The organism is Streptomyces sp. NPDC088157, from assembly GCF_044741545.1.
Classification (GTDB): domain Bacteria; phylum Actinomycetota; class Actinomycetes; order Streptomycetales; family Streptomycetaceae; genus Streptomyces.
In genome coordinates, this window is sequence record NZ_JBIUSU010000013.1 from 118656 (window position 1) to 144121 (window position 25466).

Sequence of the window (25466 nt, forward strand, 5' to 3'; positions counted from 1 at the left end):
GTGAGGTGTGATGCCCGGCACCTGACGGGCGCGCGGCCCGTGCCGTCGGTGCACGGCGCGTGACGCCTCTCAGGGCCCCGGTGGCGCCGCACGCCGCGACCGGGGCGCCGTCGTCCTCGTACGAACGCGACGTCCCCGTACGGACGCGACGTCCCCGTACGGACAACGACGTCCCCGTGCGGACGGCGCTCAGCCGTTGGGACGCAGGGTCCAGGTCACCGTCATCTCGCCGGTCACGGCCCCGTCGGCGCGGCGGATCTCGATCGCGACCGGGAACTCGGGCCGCTCCCCCGCGTCGAGTTGCGCGACGACCTCGGCGGCCGGACGGCCGAGGGTGGCGGTCGCGGTGACGGCGCCCATGGCCAGCTTCCGGTAGGCGATCTCGGCGCCGACCGCCAGCGGCACGGCGCGGGAGAGCTGGTCACCGAACGCGGCGAGGACGATCGCGCCGCTGGCGGACTCACCGAGCGTGAACATCGCCCCGGCGTGCGGCCCACCCACGTGGTTGTGGAAATCGCTCTGGTCGGGCAGGGCGACCACGGCCTTCTCCGGACCGGCCTCGAGGAACTCGAGGTGCAGGGTCCGGGCCATGGGCACCGTTGCGGCGAGCATCTCGCCGATGGACATCTGGTCTGCGCTCATACCTGGATGTTACCTGTGAGTAGCTTCGACTGGCCAGACCGGTGTGACGAGCCCCGCACACCTGCCGTCCACATGACCCGGACGGCGTCCGGCCGCCGACGGACGACGAAGTGCCGGTCACCTCAATCCGGCAGATCACGGACACTTCTCGCACGTTCCCGCGCCCCCCGCCGACGGAAATCCCGATTCGGTACGCCCCTGACAAGGGGCGGTGACCGAATCGTGTCCCGGACGGCACTAGGGTTTCTGGCCATGTGGCCAGGACAGCAGCCGCCCGGGGGAGAGCAGAACCCGCAGGCGCAGAACAATCCGTACCAGCAGCCGGGATACCAGCAGCCGAATCCGTACCAGCAACCCGGCTATCAGCAGCAGCCCGACCAGCAGCCCAACCCCTATGCGCAGCAACCGCAGTGGGGCGCCCCGTCACCCGCGGGCGCGCCCACGCCCCCGCCCGGCGGGGGCGGCACGGGCGGTGGCAACCGGACGAAGCTGATCGCGATCATCGCGGCCTCGGCCGTCGTCGTGGCCGCCGGTGTCACCGGGTTCCTGGTGCTGGGCGGCGACGACGACCCGGCCGACGTGAGCAAGGGCAGCGCGAGCCCTTCGACCTCCGTGTCCGGCTCCGCCTCGGCTTCCGCGTCTTCGTCGTCCGGCACGGACGACAACCCGCGCGGCAACGAGACCGAGAAGCCGACCGTCGCGGGCTGGAAGGTCGTGGTGAACCCCAAGTGGGGCATCGCCTTCGACGTGCCGGCGGACTGGGAGGTGCAGTCGCCGACACTCAGCCAGGGCTTCGAGTGGGAGGACAAGAAGCAGTCCGACGGCTACGACCAGATCCTGCAGTCGGGCACGGCCGAGTTCAAGTCGAAGTGGTGTTCCACGGACTCCGACAAGGACGGCAAGACCGAGGACACATCGCTGGCCGTGGTCGGCAGCAAGGGTGCCGAAGGCGCCAAGAGCACCGACGAGATCGCCATCAACACGCCCGCCTGGTGGGTCTTCGGCGGCTACACCGAGCCGGACAAGAAGAGCCTCACCTTCGACAAGAAGGCGACCGCCTTCACCACCGCCTCCGGTGTCAAGGGCAGTTACGCCTGGGCCCAGTCGACCAAGACGCCCCAGAAGGGCAAGTGCGACAGCGACGGCAAGGCGATCACGTTCGGTTTCAAGAACTCCAACGGCGACTACGTGTCGTGGAACCTGTACGGGGCCAAGGGCGTGAAGGACGAACTCCCGAAGGCCACGATCATGCAGATCCTCAGCACCGTGCGCCTGCACGGGACACCGACACAGAACTAGAACAGAACGAGAGGCGAACGGGGCGCCGGCCCCGACGGGTCGTTCAGCCGATGCCGAACGCGCCCTCGGGTGGTTCGGGTGACGGTACGGCGTCCTCGTCCCGTACCGGGTGGGCGTCGCCGATGAGGCGGCGCAGCCCGGGCCCGTGCTCCACCCGGGCCGGGAACGCGTCGGAGGCGGTGCGGCGGGCGAGCGTGGTCACGTCGAGCGGGTGGTGTGCGGCGACGAGCACCGCGTTGCCGAACCGTCGCCCGCGCAGTACGGCCGGCTCGGCGATGAGTGCGAGTTCCTCGAAGACCGCGGCGAAGTTGGCGAGTTGGGACCGCAGGAAGCCGAAGGGCGCCGCGTCGGCGAGGTTCGCCAGATAGACGCCGTCGCCGCGCAGGACCCGCGCGGTCTCCTGGGCGTAGGTGAGGGACGTCAGATGGGCGGGGACGCGGGAACCGCCGAAGACGTCGGCGACGAGCGCGTCCGCCGAGCCGTCCGGGGCCGCTTCCAGCCAGGCCCGCGCGTCGGCGGCGTGCAGCGCGATGCCGGCTCCGGCCGGGACGGGAAGATGCTCGGCGATCAGCTCCAGCAGGCCGCGGTCGAACTCGACGACGTCCTGCCGGGAACCCGGCCGGGTCGCGGCCAGGTACCGGGGCAGGGTGAGCGCACCGCCGCCGAGATGCACGACGTCCAGGGGCCGCCCCGCCTGGGCGACGGTGTCCAGGACATGCCCGAGGCGCCGCGCGTACTCGAACTCGAGATACGTCGGTTCGTCCAGGTCGACGTACGACTGCGGCGCCCCGTCGACGGTCAGCAGCCAGGCCCGCTCCCGGTCGACGTCGGGCATCAGCTTGGCGGTGCCGTGGTCGACGGCGCGGGAGACGGGTATGGGCTCGTCGTTCACCGTCCCATTGTGCCTGCGGCCCCACACCGCCGAAGAGGCACGGGGCCGCACCCACGGACGGCCTCACAGGTCGGCGGGCGGCCTCACAGCACGGCTGTCACGGTCCCCGCTCCCACGGTCCGGCCGCCCTCGCGGATGGCGAAGCCGAGGCCGGGCTCCAGCGGTACCTCGCGTCCCAGTTCGACGGTCATGCCGACCGTGTCCCCGGGCCGGGCGACGGGGACCTGCCCCAGGTCCACGTCCCCGACGACGTCCGCCGTACGGATGTAGAACTGCGGCCGGTAGCCGGTCGAGACAGGTGTCGTCCGACCGCCCTCACGCCCGGACAGGACGTACACCCGCGCCGTGAACCGCCGGCTGGGCACCACGCTTCCCGGCGCCACCACCACATGTCCCCGCCGGACGGCGTCCCGGGGCACCCCGCGCAACAGCAGTGCCACGTTGTCCCCGGCCTGCGCCTCCTCCATCGGCTTCCCGAAGGTCTCGATGCCGGTCACCACGGTGTCGGCCTCGGCGCCGAGCACCTGGACCCGGTCCCCCAGGCGGAGCGTCCCCCGCTCCACGGCGCCGGTCACGACCGTCCCGCGGCCGGTGATGGTGAGCACGTTCTCCACGGGCAGCAGGAACGGCGCGTCCAGGTACCGCTCGGGCATGGGCACATAGGTGTCCACCGCGTCGAGCAGCGCGTCGATCGACGCCGTCCAGCGCGGGTCGCCGGCCAGCGCCCGCAGCCCCGACACCCTGACGACGGGGGCGGAGTCGCCGCCGTAGCCGTGCTCGGTGAGCAGGTCGCGGACCTCCAGTTCGACGAGGTCGATGAGCTCCTCGTCACCCGCGTCGGCCTTGTTGAGCGCCACCACGATGTGGTCCACGCCCACCTGACGGGCGAGCAGGACGTGTTCGGCGGTCTGCGGCATGATCCCGTCGAGCGCGGAGACGACGAGGATCGCCCCGTCGAGCTGCGCGGCGCCGGTGACCATGTTCTTGACGTAGTCGGCGTGGCCCGGCATGTCGACGTGCGCGTAGTGCCGGGTGTCGGTCTCGTACTCGACGTGCGCGATGTTGATGGTGATCCCGCGCGCGGCCTCCTCCGGGGCGCGGTCGATGCGGTCGAAGGGCACGAACGTGCCGTGGCCGCGGTCGGCGAGAACCTTGGTGATGGCGGCGGTCAGGGTGGTCTTGCCGTGGTCCACGTGCCCCATGGTGCCGATGTTCAGGTGGGGCTTGGTCCGCACGTAGGCGGTCTTGGGCATGGCTCTACCTCGAAGCGTGTCCGTTGGAAGTGGGGACCCCGGGAACCTGGCCGACCCTCCCCCTGCGGGGTCCGCCGGACGTTCCGGAGAGGGTCAGCTTCGGGCGCCGTCGGCAGCGGCCACGAGGAGCGGGACGGCAGCCTTCGGCGTATCCGCGACTGCGGACGCTGCGAGGGGGAAGGCGTGCCGGAACATGGTGTCGATCGTCGCCGACGGTCCGTTCGGTGTCGAATGGTTTTCGCCGGATGGGGAGGGTTGCGGTCCTGATGACCGACATGGGTGACGCGCAGTCGGCGGGAGCGGTGGTGGCGGCCGCTGCCACGGGGCGTCCGTGAGCAGGCCGACGGGTAGGTCCTCCAGGAGGCCCGGCTGCGGCCGGTCCGCGTCGTACGAGAGGCAGGGCGCGTCCACGGTCTCGGCCTCACTCCGGACGGCGAGGCGCCCCGCCCGCGGCGCTCATGAACCGCTGGGCCGTGTCCCCGCGTCCCCGATGTTCCTCAGGGCCTCACGCACCGTCAGCGGCGCGAGCCGTCCCCGCTCGCGGGCGATGAAGGCGCGGACGGCCGCCGGGTCGGTCCTGGCGTACTCGCGCAGGGTCCAGCCGATGGCCTTGCGGACGAAGAAGTCCGGGTGGCCGGACTGGCGCAGGCAGTGGGCGAACAACCGGTCGGTGTCGGTGCGTTCCTTGTGGCGGAGCTGGTGGAGCAGGGCGGTGCGGGCGACCCACAGGTCCTCGTCGACGATCCAGGCGTCCATGTCGGCGCCGAGCCCTGGGTCGGCCGCGACGAGCGTGCCGACCACGTGTGCGGCGAGCAGGTCGACCGTGTCCCACCAGGACGTCGTGGTCACCAGTCGGCGCGCCACGGGGAGGAAGCCCGAGGAGAGGCGTGGCGCGTACCGGCGCAGATAGTCGACGGCGAAGTAGTGGTATTCGCGCTGCGGCAGGTTCCAGCACCTCAGCGCGATCGCCGTGCAGTCGGCCTCGTCGGGGCGGGGCATGCCGGCCAGGACGGTGCGCGACAGGGCCCGGCGGGTGGGGGCGGGAAGGCCGAGGAAGGGGGCGACGTCCTTCATGTACGCGCGCATGGCCGCCGCCCGGCCCGGGTCGGCCGCGGCGCCGTACGCGGTCGTCAGCCGCTCGAGCACAAGGTCGGCGAGAACGCTGTCCGGCACGCCGCTCGTGTCCGCACCTGTGACGGTCATGAGACGAACCATACGGCGATCACACATGTCCGTCGGTTAGTGTCGCGGGATGCTCGATGCCACCACCCGCTCTGGGGGCACCGCCACGGCCTCTCCCCGGGCCACCGCCACGGAGCTCGTCGTCCCCGTGCTCGCTCCCGTGCCCCGCCCCGTGCCCGTCATCGCGTCCGTCACGTCCACGGCCGCCGCACCCGGCGGCCTCGCCGCGCGCTGCACGAGAGTGCTCCTCTCGCCCTGGTCGCGGTTCGCGCTGCTGGTCACGCTGCTCGCGGCGGCCGCGTCGAGCGTGCTGCTCTTCCAGCCGCAGAAGCTCCTCTCGGACGGCTGGCCACCGCAGTTGGGCGGCGCCTCGGCGGCCGCGGTCTTCGCGGTGGCATACGGCCTGTGCACCGTGGCGTTCGTGCCGCGACCGCTGCTGAACCTGGCCGCCGGCGCACTGTTCGGCTCGCAGTGGGGCATCGCCGCGGCGCTGGCGGGCACCGTGCTGGGGGCCGGGATCAGCTTCGGGCTCGGTCGGCTCCTCGGGCAGGACGCGCTGCGACCGCTGCTGCGTGGTCGGCTGCTCAAGGCCGCGGACGGCCAGCTGAGCCGGCACGGCATGCGTTCGATGCTGGCGGCCCGCCTGTTCCCGGGGGTGCCGTTCTGGGCCGCGAACTACTGCGCCGCCGTCTCCCGCATGGGCTGGCTGTCCTTCCTGGTGGCGACCGCGCTCGGCTCGATCCCGAACACCGCCGCGTACGTGGTCGCCGGAGCCCGCGCCTCCTCCCCCACCTCACCGGCCTTCCTGATCGCCATGGCCTGCATCACCCTGCCGGCGCTGGTCGGCGCGGTGGTGGCCTGGCGCAAACGCCACCACCTGCGCCGCCCGTAACAGCCGCTCCCCTGGCGAGTAGCCCAAATCCGGGGCGGCCGGCCCGGATCCGGGGCGGCCGGCCCGGATCCGGGGCGGCCGGCCCGGGCCCGTGGCGAGTAGCCCGGGCGCCCTGTCCCCTGCCTCGTGGCCCGTACGCCGTGGCCCGCTGACCGAGGCCCGCTGACCGTGGGCCGTTACACGGATTCCAGCACCATCGCGTTGGCGAGCCCGCCCGCCTCGCACATCGTCTGTAGGGCATAGCGAGCGCCGCGTTCCCGCATCGCGTGGACGAGCGTGGTCGTCAGCCGGGTGCCGCTGGCGCCGAGCGGGTGTCCGAGGGCGATCGCGCCGCCGTGCACATTGACCTTGGCGAGGTCCGCCCCGGTCTCCTGCCGCCAGGCCAGGACGACGCTGGAGAACGCCTCGTTGACCTCGAAGAGGTCGATGTCGTCGAGCCGTAGTCCCGCCCGGCGCAGCACCTTCTCGGTCGCCGGGATCACGCCGGTCAGCATCAGCAGCGGATCCGAGCCGGTGACGGCGAAACTGTGCAGCCGGGCGAGCGGGCGCAGCCCGAGGCGGGCGGCGGTCTCGCCGGAGGTGATCAGCACGGCGGACGCGCCGTCGTTGACCGGGCTCGCGTTGCCCGCGGTGACGTTCCACTCGATCTGCGGGAAGCGCTCGGCGAAGGCCGGGTCGTGGTAGGCGGGCCTGAGGCCGGCGAGGATCTCGGGGGTGCTTCCGGGCCGTACGCACTCGTCGCGCGAGACGCCGTCCAGGGGCGCGACCTCGGCGTCGAAGAGGCCCTGTTCCCAGGCCGCGGCGGCCTTGTGGTGCGAGGACACCGCGAAGGCGTCCATCTGCTCCCGCGTGATCGACCACTTGGCGGCGATGAGTTCGGAGCTGATGCCCTGCGGGACGAGTCCCTCCGGGTAGCGCGCGGCGACACCGGGACCGAACGGGTCCTTGCCGGGCGGCACGTTGGACCACATCGGCACCCGGCTCATCGACTCGACCCCGCAGGCGACGACGAGGTCGTACGCGCCGGAGATGACGCCCTGGGCCGCGAAGTGCACGGCCTGCTGGGAGGAGCCGCACTGCCGGTCGACGGTGGTGGCGGGGACCGTCTCCGGGAAACCCGCCGAGAGCAGCGCGTAGCGGGTGGTGTTCATGGCCTGCTCGCCGACCTGGTCGACGGTGCCGCCTATGACGTCGTCGATCAGCGCGGGATCGACGCCCGAGCGCTCGACGAGGGTGCGCAGAGTGTGGGCGAGGAGTTCGACGGGGTGGACGTGGGCGAGGGAGCCGTTCGGCTTGCCCTTGCCGATGGGGGTGCGTACGGCTTCGACGATGACTGCGTCACGCATGTGCGGGCCTCCATGACGAGCGCGGACAGGGAAGACTACTGGTGAGTAGGAAATCCGGACCCACCATAACGCCGCGAGTTGGAAAACCCAACCCACTAGGGTTCGCTTTTCCAACCCTCCCCTAGACTCTTCGCCATGGCCGCCTCCAAAGACCCGCGCCCCTGCTCGATCGCCGACGCCCTCGCTCTCGTCGGCGAGAAGTACTCCTTGCTCGTCCTGCGGGAGGTGTGCCTGGGAAACGGCCGCTTCGACCAGCTGGTACGCAACATCGGCGCCCCGCGCGACATCCTGGCCACCCGGCTGCGCCGCCTGATGGACGCCGGAATCCTGACCAGGCGTCCGTACAGCGAGCGCCCGCAGCGTTTCGAGTACCGGCCCACGCCGGCGGGGCTCGAACTGGAGCCGGTCCTGATGACACTCATGGCGTGGGGCGACCGCCATCTCCGTAAGGACGACGAGCGCCCCATGGTGGTCGAGCACGTCTGCGGCAACGAGCTGATGCCGGTGGTCACCTGCTCGGCCTGCGGCGAGCAGGTCCGTCACGAGGACCTGAGCGCCCACCCGCAGACACCGGGATGGACGCTGACGGGCCCGTCGGCCGCCTGAGGGCGCGCACCCCACGGCCACGTGGGCCGCACCCCACGGCAGGCGGCCCACGGGACGGCTCTCAGGCTTCGAGCTTCCGGATCTGCGCGGTGATCAGCTCCTTCGGCACCTCCGCCGCGGAGCCGGTCCCGCTCACGGTGTAGAACAGGACGACCGTGGCGCCGGTACGCACGACCACGAACGCGTCCGCGCTGTCCCGCTGGGTCTGCAGAGCGAAGGCGACGGCCTCGTCCCCCGCGTCGGGGGCGGTGGCGGCCTTGGCGGTGGTACGGGCGGGGACGCCGCCCTCGTAGGCGCCGCACTTCTTCAGGGCGGTGCGGAGGCCCTCGAGGATGCCCTCGGCGTCGGACTGGTCGTACGCCATGAGGCCGACGGTGGTGGCGGAGCCCGCGGTGGGACCCGCTCCGGAGTAGGCGAGGAGGCCGACGAACGCCCGGGGACCCGGGTCGGGCGAGGCGGTGCGCATGTTCTCCAGCGGCTGGCAGTCCGCGGGCCGGGCGGTGGAATCGCCGTCCGGTTTCACGGGGAAGTCGGTGACCTGGAAGCCGTCCACGTCACCACCCGACAGCGCCGCGGACTTCAGCTGAGCCTCGCCGAGCGGCGCGGCGGACTCCCGAGGCGCGGCGACCGAGGCGGATCCCGACACGGAAGCAGAGCCCGGGGCCGCGGAACCGGACGCCTTCCCATCGGAACTCCCGCCCCCGCCACCCCCGCATCCGGCCACCAGTAACGCGGTGAAGAGCGCCGCCGCCGTCACCCTGTTTCGCACTCGCTGACTTTCCGGTCTCGACATGGGTCGATTGGATCATTCCGGCGGACAAGCCGCAGGGGTATCGCGAAACCACGAAACCGCTTCAGCCGATCCACCCCGCGGTGACGACCTGGCGTGACCAACCCGCACTACGGCAGCGCGTACACGTCCAACCAGCCACACATCCCGAACTTCCCGTGGGCCGAGGGCTGTTCGGCCCGCACGACGGCCTCGGCGAGGTGGGACACATCGCCGTGCGAGAGCCGGTCGAGCTGCTCCCCCGTGGCCTGCGCGGCCGCCCGCGCACCGCGGAGCCAGCGCTCACGCCACTCGGCGAGCCGGGGCTCCACCAGCGCGGCGGCGGCCCGGTGGAAGGCGGCCAGGGCCGCCGGACCGTCCGCCGCCTCGCGCAGGGCCCGGTATCCCTCCAGCGCGAGATCGCGCCGGGCACGGGCGATCTCGGCCTGCTCCTCCCGCGGGGCGTCCGCCGGGACCACGGTCGCGGCGGCGTAGGTCTCAGGGGTGGCGAGGTGCTCCGGTGGCAGGGTGAGGACCGCGTCGCCGGCCTCCGGCAGCCCGCTGTTCTGCATCAGGACGGCGATGCGCAGGTCGTCCTCGTTGACCAGCCGGTGGACGGTGCCCGGCGTGAACCAGGCGACCGTGCCGGGCACGAGGCGCGTGACCTCGTACCCGGACGCCGTCAGCGTCTGCACCGCGCCACGCCCACCCGTGACGACGTACCCCTCCGAACACGTCAGATGCATATGGGGAGTTCCGCCACGCAGGCCGTCGGCGGCGGGCCAGTCGTACACGCGCAGCTGGGAGACGGCGACGCCGCCGGGCAGTCCCCCGTATCCGCTCACCACGGGTGCGACTCGAGGTACTTGGCGATCTCCTCCCGCTCCCAGGCGCCGTCGGCCACCACCACGCGGTAGCGGCGGGTGAGCGTGTCACCGGGGGCGAGCTCGAGTTCGTCGAAGAACGCCCAGGACGGGGCGATGCCCGCGAAGGGCTCGTTGCGGACGAACCAGTGGGCGGGATGCGTCCCCCGGGCGCCGGAGTGGTCGTTCTCGGGGGCGTGCGCGAAGACGACGGTGGCATGGCCGTCGGCCCCGTCGTGTTCACCGGAGAGGGCGAGCCAGGGACTCTGCGAGGCCATCAGATCGGGGCCCTCGCCCTCCGGGCCGATGATCCGGCCGTCCCGGAAGGCACGCGGGCCCCGCCAGAACAGGCCCGTGTAGCCGGCCAGTTCCCGCCCGGCGGTGGTCGGACTGCCGAAGCGGAGGGGCTCGTCGCGGCGGTTGGTGACGGCGCTGGTCCAGGTCAGCGCCCAGGAACGGGAGTCCGGGTCGACGTCGTGCACCTCGATCCGGCGGGCCTCCTCGGCCCAGAGTTCACCGCCGTGCGGATGCCAGGTCAACCGCTCGGCGATGACGACCCGGCCGTCGTCGGTCGACACCTCGTCGAAGCCGACGTGCGCCATCGACCCGACCCGCTCGGGGAGTTCGAGATACCCCTCGCCGTGCACGTACGAGTTGCCGCCCCACAGATTGGCGCCCGAGAGGTGCGAGGCGGTCAGCGACAGTCCCTTGTGCCAGCGGTGGTCGTTGGGCCGGTAGTCGGTGACGACGTCACCGGAGAGCGTCCGCAGCGGGTGGATGTACGGCCTCGGCGCCTCCCACGCCGCCTCGGCCCGGTAGACGTAGGCGAGCAGTTGCACGCCGGTGACCGGGTCGGTCACCGTGACGCGGTCGCCGATCGCGTGCACGAGCCGCAGGTCGCCGGTCACGCGGGCACCTCCGCCTTCGTCGCGGTCGTGGCCGTGGCCGTGGCCGTGGCGGGGGCCGTGCCCGGAGCCCAGCCGGCGGCGCCACCGTGCATGGCCGTGTAATACGGGTCACCGGGCCCGATCTCGCCCCGCTTCACCGTCGTGTCGGTGAACGCCGACTTGTACAGCGCGGTGATCAGCTCCAGGCTGGTGCGCCCGTCCGCACCACTGCTGCGTGGCCGCCGGCCCGCGCGCATGCTCGCGACCAGCTCCCGCAGCTGCTCCAGGTGCGAGCTCGGGACGTCCGCGCCGAAGTCCTGCCAGACCGCGGCCCGGTCGCTCGGGACGTCCGGAGCGGGCGTGATGTGCCAGTTGGCGTTGGAGTGACCGTAGAGGTGGGTGAGTTCGATGGTGGCGCGCTCGCAGTCGATACGGATGCGGCTGACCTCGTCGGGGCTCAGGACGCTGTTGACGACCGTCGCCATGGCCCCGCTCTCGAAACGGACCAGAGCGGTGGACACGTCCTCCGTCTCCACGTCGTGCACGAGCCGGCCGGCCATCGCGCGCACCTCGCTCCACGGCCCGAGGAGGTCCAGCAGCAGGTCCATCTGGTGGATGCCGTGCCCCATCGCCGGACCGCCGCCCTCGCTCTGCCAGCGACCGCGCCAGGGCACGGCGTAGTAGGCGGTGTCGCGGTACCAGGTGGTCTGGCAGTGCGCGACGAGCGGCCGGCCGAGGGCCTGCTCGGCGAGCAGCCCCCGCACGTGCCGCGTCCCCGACCCGAACCGGTGCTGGAAGACGATCGAGGCGTACGGCCCGGCCTCCTCGCCCTCCTCGGCCTCCACGGCGTCGTAGTCGGCGAGGGTCGGCATCGGCGGCTTCTCGCACCACACCCAGGCGCCGGCCCGCAGCGCGGCCACACTCTGCTCTCGGTGGAGGGTCGGCGGGGTGCAGATGGTCACCAGATCTGGGCGCTGCTCCGCGAGCATCCGCTCCAGGTCGGTGTACGCGTGCGGAATCCCACTCTCCGCGCAGAAGGCCTCGACGGCGGTGGCATCGATGTCAACGGCCGCCACCACCTCGGTCTCGCCCTCGGCGGCGAGCTGCTGCAGTGCGGGCAGATGGGAGCCGCGCCCGATGGCGCCGATGCCGACGACGGCGGCCCGGACACGGCGGCCGGCGAGCGCATCGGGCAGCGGAGTGGATGGGGGCATGGGCGTGATCAGCACTCCTCCGACATACGGCCGTACGACCGGGCGGGCCAGCAACCGAGGGCAAGCGTGCAGTACGCGCGCACAGCAAGCGCTTTCCCATCGGCAGCAACGTATGTGCCGGTCGGGCGGCCGGTCAACCATGAGGACACCTGTCCGGCGCGGCGGTCGCACGCGCGGGGGCGCGTGCGGTCAGTGGGACGGGTGGGCGGTGACCGGTCGCACGGGCCGACGGTGACCGGGGAAGGGGTCGGCGGTGATCGGTCGGACGGGTGGGCGGTGATCGGTCGGACGGGTGGGCGGTGACCGGTCGCACGGGCCGACGGTGACCGGGGAAGGGGTCGGCGGTGATCGGTCGGACGGGTGGGCGGTGATCGGGGGGAGAGGGTGCGCACCGGTCACGTGGAGGGTGTGCGCCACGGGGCGCTGGTGACGCTCCAGGGTTGGTGACGGTCACAGAAGACTCGCGCGCCCGCCCCGTGGGAACGGCAAGACTCGCGCGCCCCTCGCGTGGGAACCGCAGGACCCGCGCGCCCGTCCCGTGCGAACCGCGTGCCGTCGGCGCGACAGCCGCGGGTGCCGCTCGGGAGGACGACCGCGTGCTCGTCGCGTGGGAGCGCGTGTCGATCACGGGGAGGGATCGAGGGCCGTCGGCTCGAGAGTCGGCGCGGCGCCTGCGAAACCCCTGTGGCGGGCCTGTCATCGGGGACCGCTACGCTTCCCTCGGCACACACCTGATCACCTGATCACCGCGCGCGACGGGCCTGCCGTCGCCGTCGCCCCTCTCCGATCGGCACTTGGACTCCGTAACCTCATGTCTTGGTTTGAATCCCTCATCCTCGGACTCGTCCAGGGGCTGACCGAGTTCCTCCCCGTCTCCTCCAGCGCTCACCTGCGGCTGACCGCGGCGTTCTCCGGCTGGAAGGATCCCGGCGCCGCCTTCACGGCGATCACGCAGATCGGCACGGAGGCGGCGGTGCTGATCTACTTCCGCAAGGACATCGGCCGGATCATCTCGGCCTGGAGCCGATCGCTGTTCGACAAGACGCTGCGCAAGGATCACGACGCCCAGATGGGCTGGCTGGTGATCGTCGGCTCGATTCCGATCGGCGTGCTGGGCGTGACGCTCAAGGACCAGATCGAGGGCCCCTTCCGCGACCTGCGGATCACGGCCACGATGCTCGTCGTCGTCGGCATCGTGATCGGCATCGCCGACCGGCTGGCGGCCCGCGACGAGACGGGCGGGAAACACCGCGCACCCAAGCAGCGGAAGACCTTGGAGAACCTGGGCGTCAAGGACGGCCTGATCTTCGGCCTCTGCCAGGCCTGCGCGCTCATCCCCGGCGTCTCACGTTCCGGCGCCACGATCAGCGGCGGCCTGTTCATGGGCTATAAGCGTGAGTCCGCGGCCCGTTACTCCTTCCTGCTGGCCATTCCGGCCGTACTGGCCTCCGGCGTCTTCGAGTTGAAGGACGCGGTGGAGGGCGGCCACGTGGCATGGGGGCCGACGATGTTCGCGACGGTGATCGCCTTCGCGTCCGGATACGCGGTCATCGCCTGGTTCATGAAGTTCATCAGTACCAAGTCCTTCATGCCGTTCGTCTACTACCGGGTCGTGCTCGGCATCGTCATCATCGCCCTGGTGGCGACGGGCTCGCTGAGCCCGCACGCGGCGGAGTCGGCGGGCTGACCGCACTCCACAGCCTCGGCGCGCCCGAACCCGTGCCGGGCGTGGACGGTTGATCGATCAGCCGTGACCAACCCCATAGGCGTGCGCGTAGCCGTCCGGTAGCGCAGTGTCAGGCCTTCCGCCTAGGCTTGGCCCATGTCCCCGAACTCTCTCTCCTCTGGTTCCGTGCGGTCGGCTGCCGAGTTGAACGAGCGGATCCGGGCCCTTTGGACGCGCGCGGGCGGTTCCCTCACCGCGCAGGAGCGGGCGGAGTACGAGCTGCTGGTCGTCGAGTGGGCCACCGCGATCCGCGGCGAGGTCGTCACGGCGGCCTGAGGCCGGCTCTCCCCGACCCTTTCCCGACCCGATCGGCACGGCCTGATCACCGCGCTCGGCTCGCCTCGCCTCACATCACGGCGTTCGGCTCGCTTCACCGACCTTCGGCTCACGTGGGCCGGTCGGCGTACCCGCCGTTCGGTCGACGTACCGCCATCGCTTCCCGTGTCGACCCGCCTCGGCTCGTGACCGTCCACTACGCTCGCGTCGCCGCAAGCGGTCACGATCTTCATGGAGGGCAGGACGGCGAGCATCAGGCGTGAGCGCCTCGTCAGAACACTGACGTTCTGGCTGCGTCCCGCCTTCGCCCTGCGCGTCATCAACCGGTTCCAGAGGATCGTGGGTTTCGACCGGTCGATGGCCCTGGCGTCCAGCGCGTTGACGGCGTTGGTTCCGCTCTCCGTCCTCATCGGCGCCGTCTCGAGCAACTTCGTGCACTACGACGTGGCAGAGCGGATCATCAAGCGTTACCACCTCACCGGAGCAGGCGCCAAGGCCGTCAGTTCCCTGTTCTCTCCCCCGGAGGGCGGCAGCGCGAGCGTGGGCATCTTCGGGGCCGTGTTCCTGACCATCTCGGTCCTCAGCTTCGCCCGGGCCGCGCAGCGGCTCGTCGAACAGACATGGGAGCTCACTCCGCTCAGTGTGCGCAACACGCGTAACGGTCTGTGGTGGATCCTCAGCCTCGGCGGCTACGCGGTGTGCATCGCCGCCCTCACCGCGCTCCTCGACCGAGGCGATCTGGGCCTGATCGCCTCGGTGAGCGAGGTACCGGTGACCGCCGCGTTCCTCGTCTGGAGCGGCTGGATCCTCTCGGCGAAGCGGGTCGACCGGCCGGACCTGGTGCCCTTCGGCATCACCGCCGCCGTTCTGACGGCGGCCTATTCGGTGGGCGCGGCCATCTATCTGCCACGTCTGTTCAACTCCTACGCCGCACGCTACGGGGTGGTCGGAGCCGTCTTCGCGATGATCTCCGCGCTCTTCGGGGCCATGCTCGTCATGGTCGGTTCGGCGGCATTGGGGCGGGAGGTACGAGACGAACTCAACCGCATCCGACAGGGCGACCGCCCTTCCGACCACGAGGTCCGCCGGCAGTGGGACAGCATGGTGGAGCAGACCCGATCGCGGTGGCGCACCGCACGGAAACAGATCTCCCGTCATCCGACCAAGGACTCCGAACGCTGAGGAGTCCGACCGCTGACGCACCTGCGAGGACCGCGAGAGGTTGTCGCACCTGTAACGACCGCTGAGGGCTTGGAGCCCTCCGGGACGGATCACGGGCGGGTGCCGATTACCGGTGAGGCTCCGGCCAGGGGCAGGATGGTGACCATGACCGAGATCCGCACCCCCCGCCTCCTCCTCCGCCGCTGGCACGACGACGACCTCGTGCCCATGGCCGACATCAACGCGGACCCGCAGGTCATGCGCTGGGTCGACGACGGTTCGGTACTCGACCTGGAGCACACCGCGGAAGCCATCGAGCGGTGGGAGGAGGAGTGGGACGAGGAGGGCTTCGGCATCTTCGCCGTCGAGTTGCTGGCATCGGGTGAACTGGTCGGCTTCACCGGCCTGTCCATGCCCGAGTTCCTACCGGAGGTGCTGCCCTCCGTGGCGATCAGCTGGCGGCTCGGATCACAGTTCTGGGGCCAGGGGTACGCCTCCGAAGCCGCCCACGCGACGCTGGAATTCGCGCTCGAGGATCGCGGCATCGACCGGGTGATCAGCATCATCCGGATCGGGGACGACGCCTCCGAGAACGTCAGCCGCAAGCTCGGCATGGCCCCGGAGCGCGAAACGGCACACCCGGTGCACGGCTTCCCGCTGCACGTCCACGCCATCGATCTCACCGAATTCATCGGGTGAACCCGGCCGATCCGTCGGACCGGCCCAGCGGCACGCGACGAACGCTCAGCGCGCCTGCGCTTCGCGCAGGGCGTCGGCTTGGGACTTCAGCATGGCGAGGTCCGGCTTCGGTATGAACGCGTTCCTCTTCGATGCCGGGAGCCGGCTGCCGACACTGATGTCCGACATGGCGGTGACGGTCGCCTCACCGGCGCGGACAGTTGTGATCAGGCCAAAGGTGTCCGATTCGAAGCCGTCCAGATCGACAGTCCAGTGCACCCGGAAACTCACCGTGGCGTCGCCCACCGCGCCCGGGCTCGCCACTCGCTCGACGTCCGCCGTCGTACGATCGCCGTTTCGACTCACGAAGGACAGTGACGGGCAAGCGTCCAGAGCCTTGTCGAGGGAACCGACATACGCCTCCGCTCGGTCGGGGCCGTAGCCGGCGAAGGTGAGGACCTCGGTCGGTGGGGCGAATCCGGAAGGGGTTATGGCGACCCAGGCCCTGGCCACCGAGGTGACGGAAACGCCGGCCCGCGCATCCCAGAGCGGACGGCATGCTTCTGGCCTCACGTCAGGATCGGATGTGCCGCCGCCCGTGCTCGTCTTGGGCGTACCGGTCACGCTGTAGCCCGGCAGGCTTCCGTCCGACGGCAGTGCCGCCGCCAACTCCGCGGCGGTCAGCGGCTGAACACTCGCCGACGCTGTCGTCGAAGGATCGGAGGACTCGGCGGACCGGGCGGCCGCGTCGCCCGCCGCCGAGGAACAACCCGCGACAAGGACGGTGACCGCACCGGCGCAGGCCGAGCTCGAAAGGGAACGGCCTCGGTTGAACGACATACAAGCCCCCGTGTGTCAGAACGTCGATACCGCACCGCGTATGAGCTGATCGGGCTGCGCCTTCCGACCGCGTCCGGCCCTGGGTCACCCCCGCCCGTCCGAGAACCCGGAACGCTCGTCCGGCAACCCGGAACGCTCGGTCGGTAACCCGGAACGCTCGTCGGGAATCGGGACCTGTCGTCGCAGACGCGCCACAGTCTCCTCCGCCACCGGATACGGCCGCTCCGCCGGCAACAGCGCGGCCGCCCGCGTCAGTTCGCCCGCTCGCACATGTGCGTGGACCTGCTTGGCCAGCGGCGTCACGTCCTCGATCCCGACGATCCACTCGTCGGCGTACCGCACGGCCGCCTCGCCCGCGAGCCCCAACTGGAGCGAGCGGTAGGGAAGGGGGTCGAGGTGCAGGTCCCGCTCCGGATCCCACTGCACCCGCGCCGGAGCCTGCTTCAACTGCCGCTTCCACTCGGCCTGGTCACCATGCAGTTCCGGCACGTAGTGCGACAGACACGCGTGCCGCAGCGCCCACTCGAATCCCTCACGGGTGATCTCCACAGCCAGGACGGTCTCCTGGCCTTCCTTGGTGCCCCATCCGCAGCGGTACATCATCCAGAGAAAGCTGGGCTTGATCCATGTCATGCGCTCGCGGCTCCACGCCGACGGGAAGCGGCCGTCTCGGGCGGCTGCGTTGCCGATCTTCGGGCGGTACGCCTGGTAGACGGTGACCGTGGACTCGGTGTGGGCGGCGCGTATGCGGAACTTGGGTTCCTGCCCGGCGCGTTGGACCTCCGGATCACTCAGCACGTTCGGAGTGGTCAGGACGGCCGGAGTGCTCGGGACGGTCGGTATGTTCAGGACGGTCGGTGTGTCGCGCGCGTTCGGGCTCGTCGCGTCGTTCGGGTCGTTCACGGCAGTAGCCTGACCGTCGCGCCGGCCGCTCGGCCACCGAATTATCCCGGCGATGCCGGATCGATCCCCGCACGGACCTTGGCTGGGCAGCTCGCGTGCCCAACACTCGGGCCCATGACGCAGCGTGTGGAGCTCGCCGCCGTGCTGGACCGGTTGGCCGTGGACGGGTTGATCACCGACTACGCGGTGGCCGTCGACGACGGTGACTGGACGGCGTACCGGGACCTGTTCACGACGGACGGCCGGGCGGACTACCGTTCGGCCGGTGGTATCGAGGGGGAGGCCGGGAACGTCGCCTCGTGGCTCGCGGAGAGCATGCGGCTGTTCGGGATGCGACAGCACCTCATCGTCAACCGCCGGGTGAGCTTCGGGGTCCTGGAGCAGGACACCGGCGACACGGCCCGGGTCCAGGCCGACTACGTCAACCCGATGCGGTTGGCCGCCGGCGACGACGACTCGGCGACCGGCGCACCGGACTTCGTATGCGGCGGCCGGTATTCCTTCGGTCTGCGGCGGACGGACGACGGATGGCGGGTGCGCGAGGTGGTCGTCCGGGAGAAGTGGCGGCGTCTGCCCGGCTGAGCCGGGAGCGCGAGGGGCCGGTGGACCGAGCCGAAACGCGCCCTGTCGGAGATCGTCCGAGACGCGCACACTGAAGACTCCCATCGCGGGTAGGGAGGTGCCGTATGAAGACGTTCGGCCACTGGCTCACCTCCCCCTGGCGGCGTACGGCCGTCGCTGCTCTGGCAGGCGCGCTGCCCGTGCTCGCGTTCCCCGCGCCGGCCCTGTGGTGGTGGGCCTACCTGGCGCTCGTGCCGTGGATCCTGCTCGCCGGCTCCGCGCCGACCGGGAGGCGGGCCGCGTACGACGGGTGGGGCGGCGGGTTCGGTTTCATGCTGGCCATGCACCACTGGCTGCTGCCGAGCCTGAACGTGTTCACCCTCGTCATAGCCGCGCTGCTGGGCGCCCTGTGGGCTCCGTGGACGTGGCTGGTCCGCCGGTTTCTCGCCAAGGACGGGATCCCCACCCGCGGGCGGGTGTTCGCCGCACTGCTGGTCCTGCCCTCGGGCTGGCTGGCGATCGAGCTCGTCCGCTCCTGGCAGGGGCTCGGCGGTCCGTGGGGCATGCTCGGCGCCAGTCAGTGGCAGGTGGAGCCCGCGCTGCGGCTCGCCTCCGTCGGCGGGGTGTGGCTGCTCAGTTTCCTGGTGGTGGCCGTCAACGTGGCGGCCGCCGTGCTGGTCTCCGTGCCGGCGTCCCGGGCGCCGGCCGTCGCCGGTATCGTCGCCACCGCCGCTACGGCCTCGGCCGCGTGGGTGTGGGCGCCGCGCCCGGACGCCGACGGGCAGACCCGGATCGCCGTCGTACAGGCGGGGGTGATCGACGGGCCCGACCAGCGCTTCGACCGCGAGGAGCAACTGACCCGGCGTCTGGTCGGGCAGGACGTGGACCTGATCGTCTGGGGCGAGAGCAGCGTCGGGTACGACCTCGCCGAGCGACCTGATCTGGCCGGGCGGATGGCGGAACTGGCCCGCGTGACGGGCGCCGACATCCTCGTCAACGTCGATGCGCGCCGCTCCGACCGGCCGGGTATCTACAAGAGCTCGATCCTCGTCGGCCCGGGCGGTCCGACCGGCGACCGGTACGACAAGATGCGACTGGTGCCGTTCGGCGAGTACATACCGGCCCGTTCGCTGCTCGGCTGGGCCACTTCCGTCGGCAAGGCGGCCGGCGAGGACCGACGGCGCGGCGCCGGGCAGGTCGTGATGAACGCCGGGGCCGGCCTGCGCATCGGACCGATGGTGTGCTTCGAGACGGCGTTCCCCGACATGAGCCGGCACCTCACCGAGGACGGCGCGGACGTGCTGGTCGCGCAGTCGTCGACCTCCTCCTTCCAGAAGAGCTGGGCGCCCGCGCAGCACGCCTCGCTGGGCGCGCTGCGTGCCGCGGAGACCGGGCGGCCGTTCGTCCACTCCACCCTCACCGGCGTCTCGGCCGTGTACGACGCGAGCGGTCGGCGCGTCGGCTCCTGGCTGGGCACGGACGCGAGCACGACGGCCGTCTACGACGTTCCGCTGGCCGACGGCGTCACCCCGTACGTCCGCTACGGCGACTGGCCGGTGCAGGTGGCCCTGCTGGTGCTCATGGCCCTCGGGCTCACGGAGGGGGCGCGGGCGGTCAGGCTGCGGCGGACAGCTCCCGCACCGCTCGTACCACCCGCTCGCACAGTTCGTGAGTCGCCAGCGCGTCCCGGGCGCTGAGCACCCTGCCCGCGCGCACGGCGTCCAGGAAGGCGAGGACGGCCTGCTCGATGCCGCGCTGGCGGGCCACCGGCACCCAGTCGCCGCGCCGCCGCACGGTCGGCTGCCCCTTGTGGTCGATCACCTCGGCGAGGTTGACGACCTGACGCTTGGTGTCCTGCCCGGACACCTCGAGGATCTCCTCGTTCGAACCGCTGAGCCGGTTCATCACGCCGAGCGCGGTGAAACCGCGTCCGGCGAGCTGGAGGACGACGTGGTGCAGCAGTCCGTCCTCGACCCGGGCGCGCACGGTCACGTCGTCGACCGGGCCCGGCGCCAGGAAGCGCAGGGTGTCGACGACGTGGATGAAGTCGTCGAGGATCATCGTGCGCGGGTCCTCGGGCAGCCCCACCCGGTTCTTCTGCATGAGGATCAGCTCGCGCGGATGGTCGGCGCACTGCGCGTAGCCGGGCGCGAGGCGCCGGTTGAAGCCGACGGCGAGGGACACGTCGCGCGCCTCGGCGAGCGTGACGAGGCGCTCGGAGTCGGTGAGGTCGTAGGCGAGGGGCTTGTCCACGTACGTCGGGACGCCCGCCTCCAGCAGCCGGGAGACGATCTCGGGGTGGGCGACGGTGGGCGCGTGCACGAAGGCCGCGTCGAGGCCGGCGGCGAGGAGCGCGTCGAGGTCGTGGTGGCGCTGCTCGTGGGGCAGGCGGAGGGTGTCGGCGACCCGGTCGAGGGTGGCCGGGGTGCGGGTCTGCAGGTGCAGCTCGACCCCGGGCAGCGCGCCGAGCACCGGCAGATACGCCTTCTGCGCGATGTCGCCGAGTCCGACGCAGCCGACCTTCACGAGCGCTCCCTCACTGCCGGTCCCCTTGACTGTCCCACTGCCTGGCCGCCGCGTGGAACCACTGCTCGGCCCACTGCCTGGCCACTGGCCGGTCCACTGTGTACGGCAGCATACGGGCCCCTCCCCGGCCGACGGCCGCCGGTCCGTGCTGCGCACCCGTGGTGAGGGCGGCCGCCAGGAGCGACCATGCGGGCACATGATCGAGGAGTACGCCCGGCACGACGGCCAGGCCGACCTGATCCGTGAACGCATCGACGGATCCGCCGGGGACTGACGTCAGCACGGAGCGGCTCGCTCCCTCGTACGTGGTACGAGATCACCCGTGCGGGGCAACCTCGGCTTCTGAGCTGTTGCTCGGGCGGGCGGAACCACCAGAGTGGCGCGGGTGCATCGAACGACGACTACCGCAGCACTCCTGGTCACCGTGGCCGTCTCGGCCCTCGCGGGATGCGTGACCGTTCAGCGCCCGGTCGCCCCCGGTCCGGCCGTGGCACCGTCCCTGCCGTCCGGGCCGCGACCGGACGGGCGAACCCAGGTGCAGGTCGTGCAGGCGCCGGCCCGTGAGGCGCTGGAGATGGTCGGGCCGTCCCGGGAGCCCGAACCGACGGCGTCGGCCAAGCGGCGGCGGACGGTCGCGGCGCCGGGGGCCGGCCGCGCCGGACAGCCGCCCTCGTCCCGTTCCCGTCCGCACGTCCGGTCGCACAAGCCGACCCGTCCGGAGGCCCGGCGGCACGCACAGCCGTGGCCGGAGATCCCGGACGTGGAGGAGGAGGTGCGCCGGAACACCGATGTGTGCGCCCTCGGCAGGAAGTACGGCGGATGGCAGGGTGACAGTCCGGAAGCGGCGATCTGCGAGCAGGCCTACGGGCGGTGAGGCTTCAGGGGGCGCCGGTACCGAGGAACCGCCTCACCGGCGCCTCCCGGCGGTGAGGCCTCAAGGGGCGCGGGTGCCGTGGGACCGGCGCGCCGGACTCACCACTCCCGCCCCCACTCACCACGCGCCTCCCACTCCCCCTCGCCGTCGTCGGCGCCCGCCCCCAGCCTCAGTTCCATCCTGCTGATCGCCGCCCGGACGCCGTCCCCGTAGCTGTCGTCCCGCAGTGCCACGGCCGCCGTGCGTGCCCTGCGCACATGGGTACGGGCGGCCTCGGCACGGCCGAGTTTGACGTAGTCGGCCGCCAGGTTGAGGTGCAGCGACGGATAGAGGGCCCGCACTTCGACCGAGCCGGCGTGCTCCTCCGCCGCGGTGAGGGCCCGCAGGTCCCACGCCAGTTCGTCCGAGGGGTCGTCGTGGGTGTCGGCCAGGTAGTGGGCGAGGGTGCAGCGGTGCAGCGGGGCGCCGTCCTCGGCGATCTCCGTCCACAGGTCGAGGAACCTGCGCCGGGCCTCCTCGCGGTCTCCCCCGTGGTGCAGCATGACGACCTGTCCGATCCGCGTCAGCAGGGCCTCCGGCACCGTCTGCCCCTGTCGCTCCGCCACCCTCGGCCTCCTTGCGTCGTTGGGTCGACGCTAGCCGCAGGCATCCGCAATCCCGGTCAGGCGGCACCGTGCCGGTCCGCGGAGGAACCGGCCCGGCGGCAGGACCGGTGTCGCTCGGGTCGGGTCAGACCTGTTCGGCCAGGTTCGGGATCGTCCAGTCGATGGGCTCGTGGCCCTGCCGCGCCACCGCCTCGTCGATCTGCGTGAACGGGCGGGAGCCGAAGAACTTCTTGGCCGACAGCGGCGAGGGGTGGGCGCCCTTGACCACGATGTGCCGGGTCTCGTCGATCAGCGGGAGCTTCTTCTGCGCGTAGTTGCCCCACAGGACGAAGACGGCCGGGTCGGGCCGGTCGGCCACCGCGCGGATCACCGCGTCCGTGAACTTCTCCCAGCCCTTGCCCTTGTGCGAGTTCGCCTCGCCGGATCGGACCGTGAGGACCGCGTTGAGCAGCAGGACGCCCTGTCGCGCCCACGGCATCAGGTAGCCGTTGTCGGGAATCGGCGCGCCCAGCTCCGCGTGCATCTCCTTGTAGATGTTCCGCAGGGACGGCGGGATCTTCACTCCCGGCCGCACCGAGAAGCACAGGCCGTGTCCCTGGCCCTCGCCGTGGTACGGGTCCTGGCCGAGGACGAGCACCTTCACCCGCTCGTACGGTGTCGCGTCGAGCGCGGCGAAGACCTCCTCGCGCGGGGGGTAGACGGGACCCGCCGCCCGCTCCTCCTCGACGAACTCCGTCAGCTCCTTGAAGTAGGGCTGCTGGAGCTCGTCACCCAGAACCCCGCGCCAGGACTCGGGCAGCATGGCGATGTCGGTCACGTCAACGTCCTTGTGTCGTGCGGTCACTTGCAGGCACAGAACCTACAGGCGACCACTGACAGCCGGCCTCCGGACCGGTCTGCCGACGGTCTACCAGCTGGTCTTCCGCGTCAGCTCCCACACCATCATGATCGTCGACGGGTCCAGCGACCGCTCCCCGCCCGAGACGTCCTCGGACGAGGCGAGGTACTGCTTGCCCTGCCACAGCGGCAGCAGCCGGGCGTCGTCGACGAGGATCTGCTGGGCTTCCTTGAAGTCCTCCACCACGTTGGCGCGGTCGCTCTCCTCGCGCGAGCGGGGCAGCAGCACCTGCGTGATCTCCTTCGCCGGGTACGGCGTTCCGAGCGCGTTCTGGTCGCCGACGAAGGGGGCGACGAAGTTGTCCGGGTCCGGGAAGTCCGGGGCCCAGCCGCGCCCGAACACCGGGTACTCGCCCTTCTGGTAGCCGACCACGTAGGTGTTCCAGGGGCGGCTCTTCAGGGTGACCTTGAACAGGCCCGAGGCGTCCAGCTGCCGCTTGATCTCCTTGAACTCCAGGGCGGTGTCGGAGCCGTAGCGGTCGGTGGTGTACCAGAGGGTGAGCGGGACGGTCTCGGTGATCCCGGCTTTGGTGAGGATCGTGCGCGCCTTGGCGGTACTGGGGTCGCCGAAGGAGTCGAAGAAGCCGGTGGTGTGGCCGGTCAGACCGGACGGGACCATGGAGTACAGCGGCTCGACCGTGTCCTTGTAGACGTTGTGGGCGATCGCGGCCCGGTCCACGACCTGGGCGACGGCCCGGCGCACGGCGACCTTGTCGGACCACGGGTCCTTGGGGTTGAACACCAGGTAGTTGATGTTGCTGCCGGCGCCCTCGATGAGCTGGAGGCCCTTGTTGGCGGCGCCCTTGCCCTGCAGGTCGACGATGTCGTCGGCGGCGAGCCCCTGGTAGGTGATGTCGATGTCCTGGCCGCGCAGGGCCTTGACCATCTCGCCGGAGTCCTGGAAGTAGCGGATGGTCACCGCGTCGTTCTTGCGGTCGGCGAAGCCCTTGTAGTTGTCGTTGCGTACGAGTACGGCCTGCTTGCCCTCTTCGTACGACTGCAGCCGGTACGGTCCGGAGCCGACGATGCCGTTCTCGTTGCGCAGGGCCTTCGCCGAGTAGTCGTCGGGGTCGACGATGGACATGCCGGGGGTGGCGAGCACGAACGGGAAGGTCGCGTCGGCCTCCTTGAGGCGGAAGAGCACCTGGTTGTCGCCCTTGGTCTCGACGGTGTCCAGGCTGCCCAGGAGTCCGTTCGGGCCGGTCGGCGCGTTGATCGTCCTGATCCGGTCGATCGAGTACTTCACGGCCTTCGCGTCCAGCTTGTCCCCGTTGGAGAACTTGAGCCCGTCGCGCAGCTCGCACTTGTAGGTGCGGCTCGTGGCGTCCGTGAAGGCGCAGGACTTGGCGGCGTCCGGCTGGGGGCTCGTCGCTCCGATGGGGTAGCTCAGCAACGTCTGGTAGATGTTGCGGAACAGTTCCCAGGAGCCGTCCCAGGCGGCGGCGGGGTCCAGCGTGCTGGGAGCACTGGTGGTGCCCACGACGATCGGTCCGGCGTCGTCGGAGCTCTCCTCTCCCAGGAGGCTGCATCCGGCCACCAGGGATATGGACACGATCGCCGCCATCTGCTGCAAGGATCGGTTCCGGTTGAACACGCGCACGCTCCTCGATCTGCCATGCCAAGGGTTGGCAGACCATACCGCAGCCCCACGCGCCGTGAACCCGCGCCCTTGCAGCGTTCTTGATCACTTTTGGGGTGACTACGTTGTCATCGCCCCGTGTGACGGCCGAACGCCCGCATGGGCGCCGTTTCCGTCTGGAATCGGCGCCCATGCGGGCAGCGAGATTCAGGCCACGTCGGGTCAGCCCACGCCGGCGTTGAGGAAGATTCCGCCGTCGACGACCAGGTTCTGGCCGGTGATCCAGTCCGACTGCTCCGAGGTCAGGAAGGCGGCGGTGCCGCCGATGTCGGAGGGCATGCCGAGCCGGGCGAGCGGGTAGGCGGCGGCCGCCTCCTCCTCGCGGCCCTCGTACAGGGCCTGGGCGAACTTCGTCTTCACCACGGCCGGAGAGATCGAGTTGACCCGCACACGCGGCGCGAACTCGTGCGCCAGCTGCTGGGTCAGGTTGATCATCGCGGCCTTGCTGATGCCGTACGCGCCGATGAAGGGCGAGGCGGAGAGCCCCGCGACGGAGGCGATGTTGACGATCGCGCCGCCGTTCTCCTTCTGCCAGGCGTGCCAGGTCCGCTGCGCGAAGCCGAGCGCGGAGACGACGTTGGTCTCGAAGACCTTGCGGGCCACGTCCAGGTCGAGGTCGGCGATCGGCCCGAACACCGGGTTCGTGCCGGCGTTGTTGACCAGGAAGTCGACGCGCCCGAAGGCCTCCATGGTGCGCTCGACGGCGGCGGCCTGGTGCTCCAGGTCGTGCGCCTTGCCGGCGACGCCGATGACGCGGTCGGCGCCCAGCTGCTCGACGGCCTCCTTGAGCGCGTCCTCGTTGCGACCGGTGATGCAGACCCGGTCGCCGCGTGCGATGAGTGCCTCGGCGACGCCGTAGCCGATGCCGCGGCTGGCGCCCGTGACGAGGGCGACCTTGCCGGAGAGTGCGGGCAGTTCAGTCATGTTCGTGTCCC

At 71.2% G+C, this 25466-nt stretch carries 26 protein-coding genes and 1 pseudogene; 11 read left to right on the forward strand and 16 right to left on the reverse strand.

Annotated features, from left to right (window positions below):
* Window positions 1-189 precede the first annotated feature (189 nt).
* Window positions 190-627 (reverse strand): DUF4442 domain-containing protein, encoded by a 438-nt coding sequence (locus ACIPFH_RS39145; RefSeq protein WP_356258492.1) that lies wholly within the window; start codon window positions 625-627, stop codon window positions 190-192.
* 267 nt (window positions 628-894) lie between these two features.
* Here ACIPFH_RS39145 and ACIPFH_RS39150 point away from each other — a divergent pair, with 267 nt between their 5' ends.
* A complete protein-coding gene (locus ACIPFH_RS39150; RefSeq protein ID WP_401834185.1) occupies window positions 895-1941 on the forward strand; it encodes a hypothetical protein in 1047 nt (348 codons plus the stop codon).
* A gap of 43 nt (window positions 1942-1984) precedes the next feature.
* Here ACIPFH_RS39150 and ACIPFH_RS39155 read toward each other — a convergent pair whose 3' ends face one another.
* From ACIPFH_RS39155 to ACIPFH_RS39165, 3 genes are all read right to left on the reverse strand, one after another.
* Entirely contained in the window at window positions 1985-2776 is a 792-nt protein-coding gene (locus ACIPFH_RS39155; protein ID WP_401834309.1) for a spermidine synthase, read from the reverse strand.
* Between the two features lie 140 nt (window positions 2777-2916).
* Window positions 2917-4086 carry an elongation factor Tu gene (gene tuf, locus ACIPFH_RS39160; protein ID WP_356258477.1) on the reverse strand — a complete coding sequence of 390 codons (1170 nt, stop codon included), beginning with the start codon at window positions 4084-4086 and terminating at the stop codon, window positions 2917-2919.
* 456 nt (window positions 4087-4542) lie between these two features.
* Window positions 4543-5289: a DNA alkylation repair protein gene (locus ACIPFH_RS39165; protein WP_401834187.1), complete on the reverse strand. Its 747-nt coding sequence runs from the start codon at window positions 5287-5289 to the stop codon at window positions 4543-4545.
* Window positions 5290-5338: 49 nt separating this feature from the next.
* Here ACIPFH_RS39165 and ACIPFH_RS39170 point away from each other — a divergent pair, with 49 nt between their 5' ends.
* Window positions 5339-6160: a VTT domain-containing protein gene (locus tag ACIPFH_RS39170; protein WP_356258470.1), complete on the forward strand. Its 822-nt coding sequence runs from the start codon at window positions 5339-5341 to the stop codon at window positions 6158-6160.
* Between the two features lie 176 nt (window positions 6161-6336).
* Here the strand turns inward: ACIPFH_RS39170 and ACIPFH_RS39175 are convergent, their stop codons facing one another.
* Entirely contained in the window at window positions 6337-7506 is a 1170-nt protein-coding gene (locus ACIPFH_RS39175) for a thiolase family protein (RefSeq protein ID WP_356258468.1), read from the reverse strand.
* 135 nt (window positions 7507-7641) lie between these two features.
* On the opposite strand from ACIPFH_RS39175, the gene ACIPFH_RS39180 reads away from it, so the two are divergent.
* Window positions 7642-8112 carry a winged helix-turn-helix transcriptional regulator gene (locus ACIPFH_RS39180; protein ID WP_401834190.1) on the forward strand — a complete coding sequence of 157 codons (471 nt, stop codon included), beginning with the start codon at window positions 7642-7644 and terminating at the stop codon, window positions 8110-8112.
* Window positions 8113-8173: 61 nt separating this feature from the next.
* Here ACIPFH_RS39180 and ACIPFH_RS39185 read toward each other — a convergent pair whose 3' ends face one another.
* From ACIPFH_RS39185 to ACIPFH_RS39200, 4 genes are all read right to left on the reverse strand, one after another.
* Window positions 8174-8758 carry a hypothetical protein gene (locus ACIPFH_RS39185; protein ID WP_401834191.1) on the reverse strand — a complete coding sequence of 195 codons (585 nt, stop codon included), beginning with the start codon at window positions 8756-8758 and terminating at the stop codon, window positions 8174-8176.
* 254 nt (window positions 8759-9012) lie between these two features.
* Window positions 9013-9729 (reverse strand): cupin, encoded by a 717-nt coding sequence (locus ACIPFH_RS39190; RefSeq protein ID WP_401834193.1) that lies wholly within the window; start codon window positions 9727-9729, stop codon window positions 9013-9015.
* A complete protein-coding gene (locus tag ACIPFH_RS39195; RefSeq protein ID WP_401834196.1) occupies window positions 9723-10652 on the reverse strand; it encodes a PmoA family protein in 930 nt (309 codons plus the stop codon). The genes ACIPFH_RS39190 and ACIPFH_RS39195 overlap by 7 nt, the downstream gene beginning before the upstream one ends.
* Window positions 10649-11845: a Gfo/Idh/MocA family protein gene (locus tag ACIPFH_RS39200; protein ID WP_401834199.1), complete on the reverse strand. Its 1197-nt coding sequence runs from the start codon at window positions 11843-11845 to the stop codon at window positions 10649-10651. The genes ACIPFH_RS39195 and ACIPFH_RS39200 overlap by 4 nt, the downstream gene beginning before the upstream one ends.
* Window positions 11846-12656: 811 nt before the next feature.
* On the opposite strand from ACIPFH_RS39200, the gene ACIPFH_RS39205 reads away from it, so the two are divergent.
* From ACIPFH_RS39205 to ACIPFH_RS39220, 4 genes are all read left to right on the forward strand, one after another.
* Window positions 12657-13532 carry an undecaprenyl-diphosphate phosphatase gene (locus tag ACIPFH_RS39205; RefSeq protein WP_356258453.1) on the forward strand — a complete coding sequence of 292 codons (876 nt, stop codon included), beginning with the start codon at window positions 12657-12659 and terminating at the stop codon, window positions 13530-13532.
* Between the two features lie 135 nt (window positions 13533-13667).
* Window positions 13668-13847: a hypothetical protein gene (locus tag ACIPFH_RS39210; protein WP_356258450.1), complete on the forward strand. Its 180-nt coding sequence runs from the start codon at window positions 13668-13670 to the stop codon at window positions 13845-13847.
* Window positions 13848-14078: 231 nt separating this feature from the next.
* Window positions 14079-15029, forward strand: coding sequence for a hypothetical protein (locus ACIPFH_RS39215; RefSeq protein WP_401834203.1), 951 nt, complete (start codon window positions 14079-14081; stop codon window positions 15027-15029).
* Between the two features lie 144 nt (window positions 15030-15173).
* Window positions 15174-15707: a GNAT family N-acetyltransferase gene (locus tag ACIPFH_RS39220; RefSeq protein ID WP_356258445.1), complete on the forward strand. Its 534-nt coding sequence runs from the start codon at window positions 15174-15176 to the stop codon at window positions 15705-15707.
* A gap of 45 nt (window positions 15708-15752) precedes the next feature.
* On the opposite strand, the gene ACIPFH_RS39225 is transcribed toward ACIPFH_RS39220, so the two are convergent.
* Window positions 15753-16355 carry a hypothetical protein gene (locus tag ACIPFH_RS39225; RefSeq protein WP_401834205.1) on the reverse strand — a complete coding sequence of 201 codons (603 nt, stop codon included), beginning with the start codon at window positions 16353-16355 and terminating at the stop codon, window positions 15753-15755.
* 255 nt (window positions 16356-16610) lie between these two features.
* The gene (locus ACIPFH_RS39230; protein WP_401834312.1) at window positions 16611-17321 is read right to left on the reverse strand and encodes a DUF4291 domain-containing protein; all 711 of its coding nucleotides are present in this window, start codon (window positions 17319-17321) and stop codon (window positions 16611-16613) included.
* Between the two features lie 222 nt (window positions 17322-17543).
* On the opposite strand from ACIPFH_RS39230, the gene ACIPFH_RS39235 reads away from it, so the two are divergent.
* Window positions 17544-18011 (forward strand): nuclear transport factor 2 family protein, encoded by a 468-nt coding sequence (locus ACIPFH_RS39235; RefSeq protein WP_401834206.1) that lies wholly within the window; start codon window positions 17544-17546, stop codon window positions 18009-18011.
* Window positions 18012-18115: 104 nt separating this feature from the next.
* Complete coding sequence (gene lnt / locus ACIPFH_RS39240) at window positions 18116-19687, forward strand: apolipoprotein N-acyltransferase (protein WP_401834208.1); 1572 nt, start codon at window positions 18116-18118, stop codon at window positions 19685-19687.
* Here lnt and ACIPFH_RS39245 read toward each other — a convergent pair.
* Complete coding sequence (locus tag ACIPFH_RS39245; RefSeq protein ID WP_401834209.1) at window positions 19605-20516, reverse strand: Gfo/Idh/MocA family protein; 912 nt, start codon at window positions 20514-20516, stop codon at window positions 19605-19607. The two genes, lnt and ACIPFH_RS39245, sit on opposite strands and share 83 nt — an antisense overlap.
* Window positions 20517-20709: 193 nt before the next feature.
* Between ACIPFH_RS39245 and ACIPFH_RS39250 the strand changes: the two are divergent.
* Together ACIPFH_RS39250 and ACIPFH_RS39255 are read left to right on the forward strand one after the other, a co-directional pair.
* Window positions 20710-20790, forward strand: a pseudogene (locus tag ACIPFH_RS39250) (DUF664 domain-containing protein); the annotation flags it as partial.
* 111 nt (window positions 20791-20901) lie between these two features.
* Window positions 20902-21390 carry a hypothetical protein gene (locus ACIPFH_RS39255; RefSeq protein WP_401834211.1) on the forward strand — a complete coding sequence of 163 codons (489 nt, stop codon included), beginning with the start codon at window positions 20902-20904 and terminating at the stop codon, window positions 21388-21390.
* A gap of 98 nt (window positions 21391-21488) precedes the next feature.
* Here the strand turns inward: ACIPFH_RS39255 and ACIPFH_RS39260 are convergent, their stop codons facing one another.
* The 4 genes from ACIPFH_RS39260 to ACIPFH_RS39275 form a co-directional block, all read right to left on the reverse strand.
* Window positions 21489-21995, reverse strand: coding sequence for a hypothetical protein (locus ACIPFH_RS39260; RefSeq protein WP_356259071.1), 507 nt, complete (start codon window positions 21993-21995; stop codon window positions 21489-21491).
* A gap of 124 nt (window positions 21996-22119) precedes the next feature.
* Entirely contained in the window at window positions 22120-22812 is a 693-nt protein-coding gene (gene ung, locus ACIPFH_RS39265; RefSeq protein WP_401834214.1) for a uracil-DNA glycosylase, read from the reverse strand.
* 90 nt (window positions 22813-22902) lie between these two features.
* Complete coding sequence (locus ACIPFH_RS39270) at window positions 22903-24486, reverse strand: ABC transporter substrate-binding protein (RefSeq protein WP_401834216.1); 1584 nt, start codon at window positions 24484-24486, stop codon at window positions 22903-22905.
* A 207-nt stretch (window positions 24487-24693) separates the two neighbouring features.
* Entirely contained in the window at window positions 24694-25455 is a 762-nt protein-coding gene (locus ACIPFH_RS39275) for an SDR family oxidoreductase (RefSeq protein WP_401834218.1), read from the reverse strand.
* Window positions 25456-25466: the final 11 nt, after the last annotated feature.

What these genes read in the sequence shown, in the direction of transcription:
- ACIPFH_RS39235 (WP_401834206.1), top strand. Translation starts at nt 17,544, where the DNA reads ATGACGCAGCGTGTGGAGCTCGCCGCCGTGCTGGACCGGTTGGCCGTG.
- ACIPFH_RS39175 (WP_356258468.1), bottom strand. Translation starts at nt 7,506, where the DNA reads ATGCGTGACGCAGTCATCGTCGAAGCCGTACGCACCCCCATCGGCAAG.
- tuf (WP_356258477.1), bottom strand. Translation starts at nt 4,086, where the DNA reads ATGCCCAAGACCGCCTACGTGCGGACCAAGCCCCACCTGAACATCGGC.
- ACIPFH_RS39275 (WP_401834218.1), bottom strand. Translation starts at nt 25,455, where the DNA reads ATGACTGAACTGCCCGCACTCTCCGGCAAGGTCGCCCTCGTCACGGGC.
- ACIPFH_RS39220 (WP_356258445.1), top strand. Translation starts at nt 15,174, where the DNA reads ATGACCGAGATCCGCACCCCCCGCCTCCTCCTCCGCCGCTGGCACGAC.
- ACIPFH_RS39200 (WP_401834199.1), bottom strand. Translation starts at nt 11,845, where the DNA reads ATGCCCCCATCCACTCCGCTGCCCGATGCGCTCGCCGGCCGCCGTGTC.
- ACIPFH_RS39150 (WP_401834185.1), top strand. Translation starts at nt 895, where the DNA reads ATGTGGCCAGGACAGCAGCCGCCCGGGGGAGAGCAGAACCCGCAGGCG.
- lnt (WP_401834208.1), top strand. Translation starts at nt 18,116, where the DNA reads ATGAAGACGTTCGGCCACTGGCTCACCTCCCCCTGGCGGCGTACGGCC.
- ACIPFH_RS39145 (WP_356258492.1), bottom strand. Translation starts at nt 627, where the DNA reads ATGTCCATCGGCGAGATGCTCGCCGCAACGGTGCCCATGGCCCGGACC.
- ACIPFH_RS39165 (WP_401834187.1), bottom strand. Translation starts at nt 5,289, where the DNA reads ATGACCGTCACAGGTGCGGACACGAGCGGCGTGCCGGACAGCGTTCTC.
- ACIPFH_RS39180 (WP_401834190.1), top strand. Translation starts at nt 7,642, where the DNA reads ATGGCCGCCTCCAAAGACCCGCGCCCCTGCTCGATCGCCGACGCCCTC.
- ACIPFH_RS39205 (WP_356258453.1), top strand. Translation starts at nt 12,657, where the DNA reads ATGTCTTGGTTTGAATCCCTCATCCTCGGACTCGTCCAGGGGCTGACC.
- ACIPFH_RS39170 (WP_356258470.1), top strand. Translation starts at nt 5,339, where the DNA reads ATGCTCGATGCCACCACCCGCTCTGGGGGCACCGCCACGGCCTCTCCC.
- ACIPFH_RS39155 (WP_401834309.1), bottom strand. Translation starts at nt 2,776, where the DNA reads ATGCCCGACGTCGACCGGGAGCGGGCCTGGCTGCTGACCGTCGACGGG.
- ACIPFH_RS39210 (WP_356258450.1), top strand. Translation starts at nt 13,668, where the DNA reads ATGTCCCCGAACTCTCTCTCCTCTGGTTCCGTGCGGTCGGCTGCCGAG.
- ACIPFH_RS39215 (WP_401834203.1), top strand. Translation starts at nt 14,079, where the DNA reads ATGGAGGGCAGGACGGCGAGCATCAGGCGTGAGCGCCTCGTCAGAACA.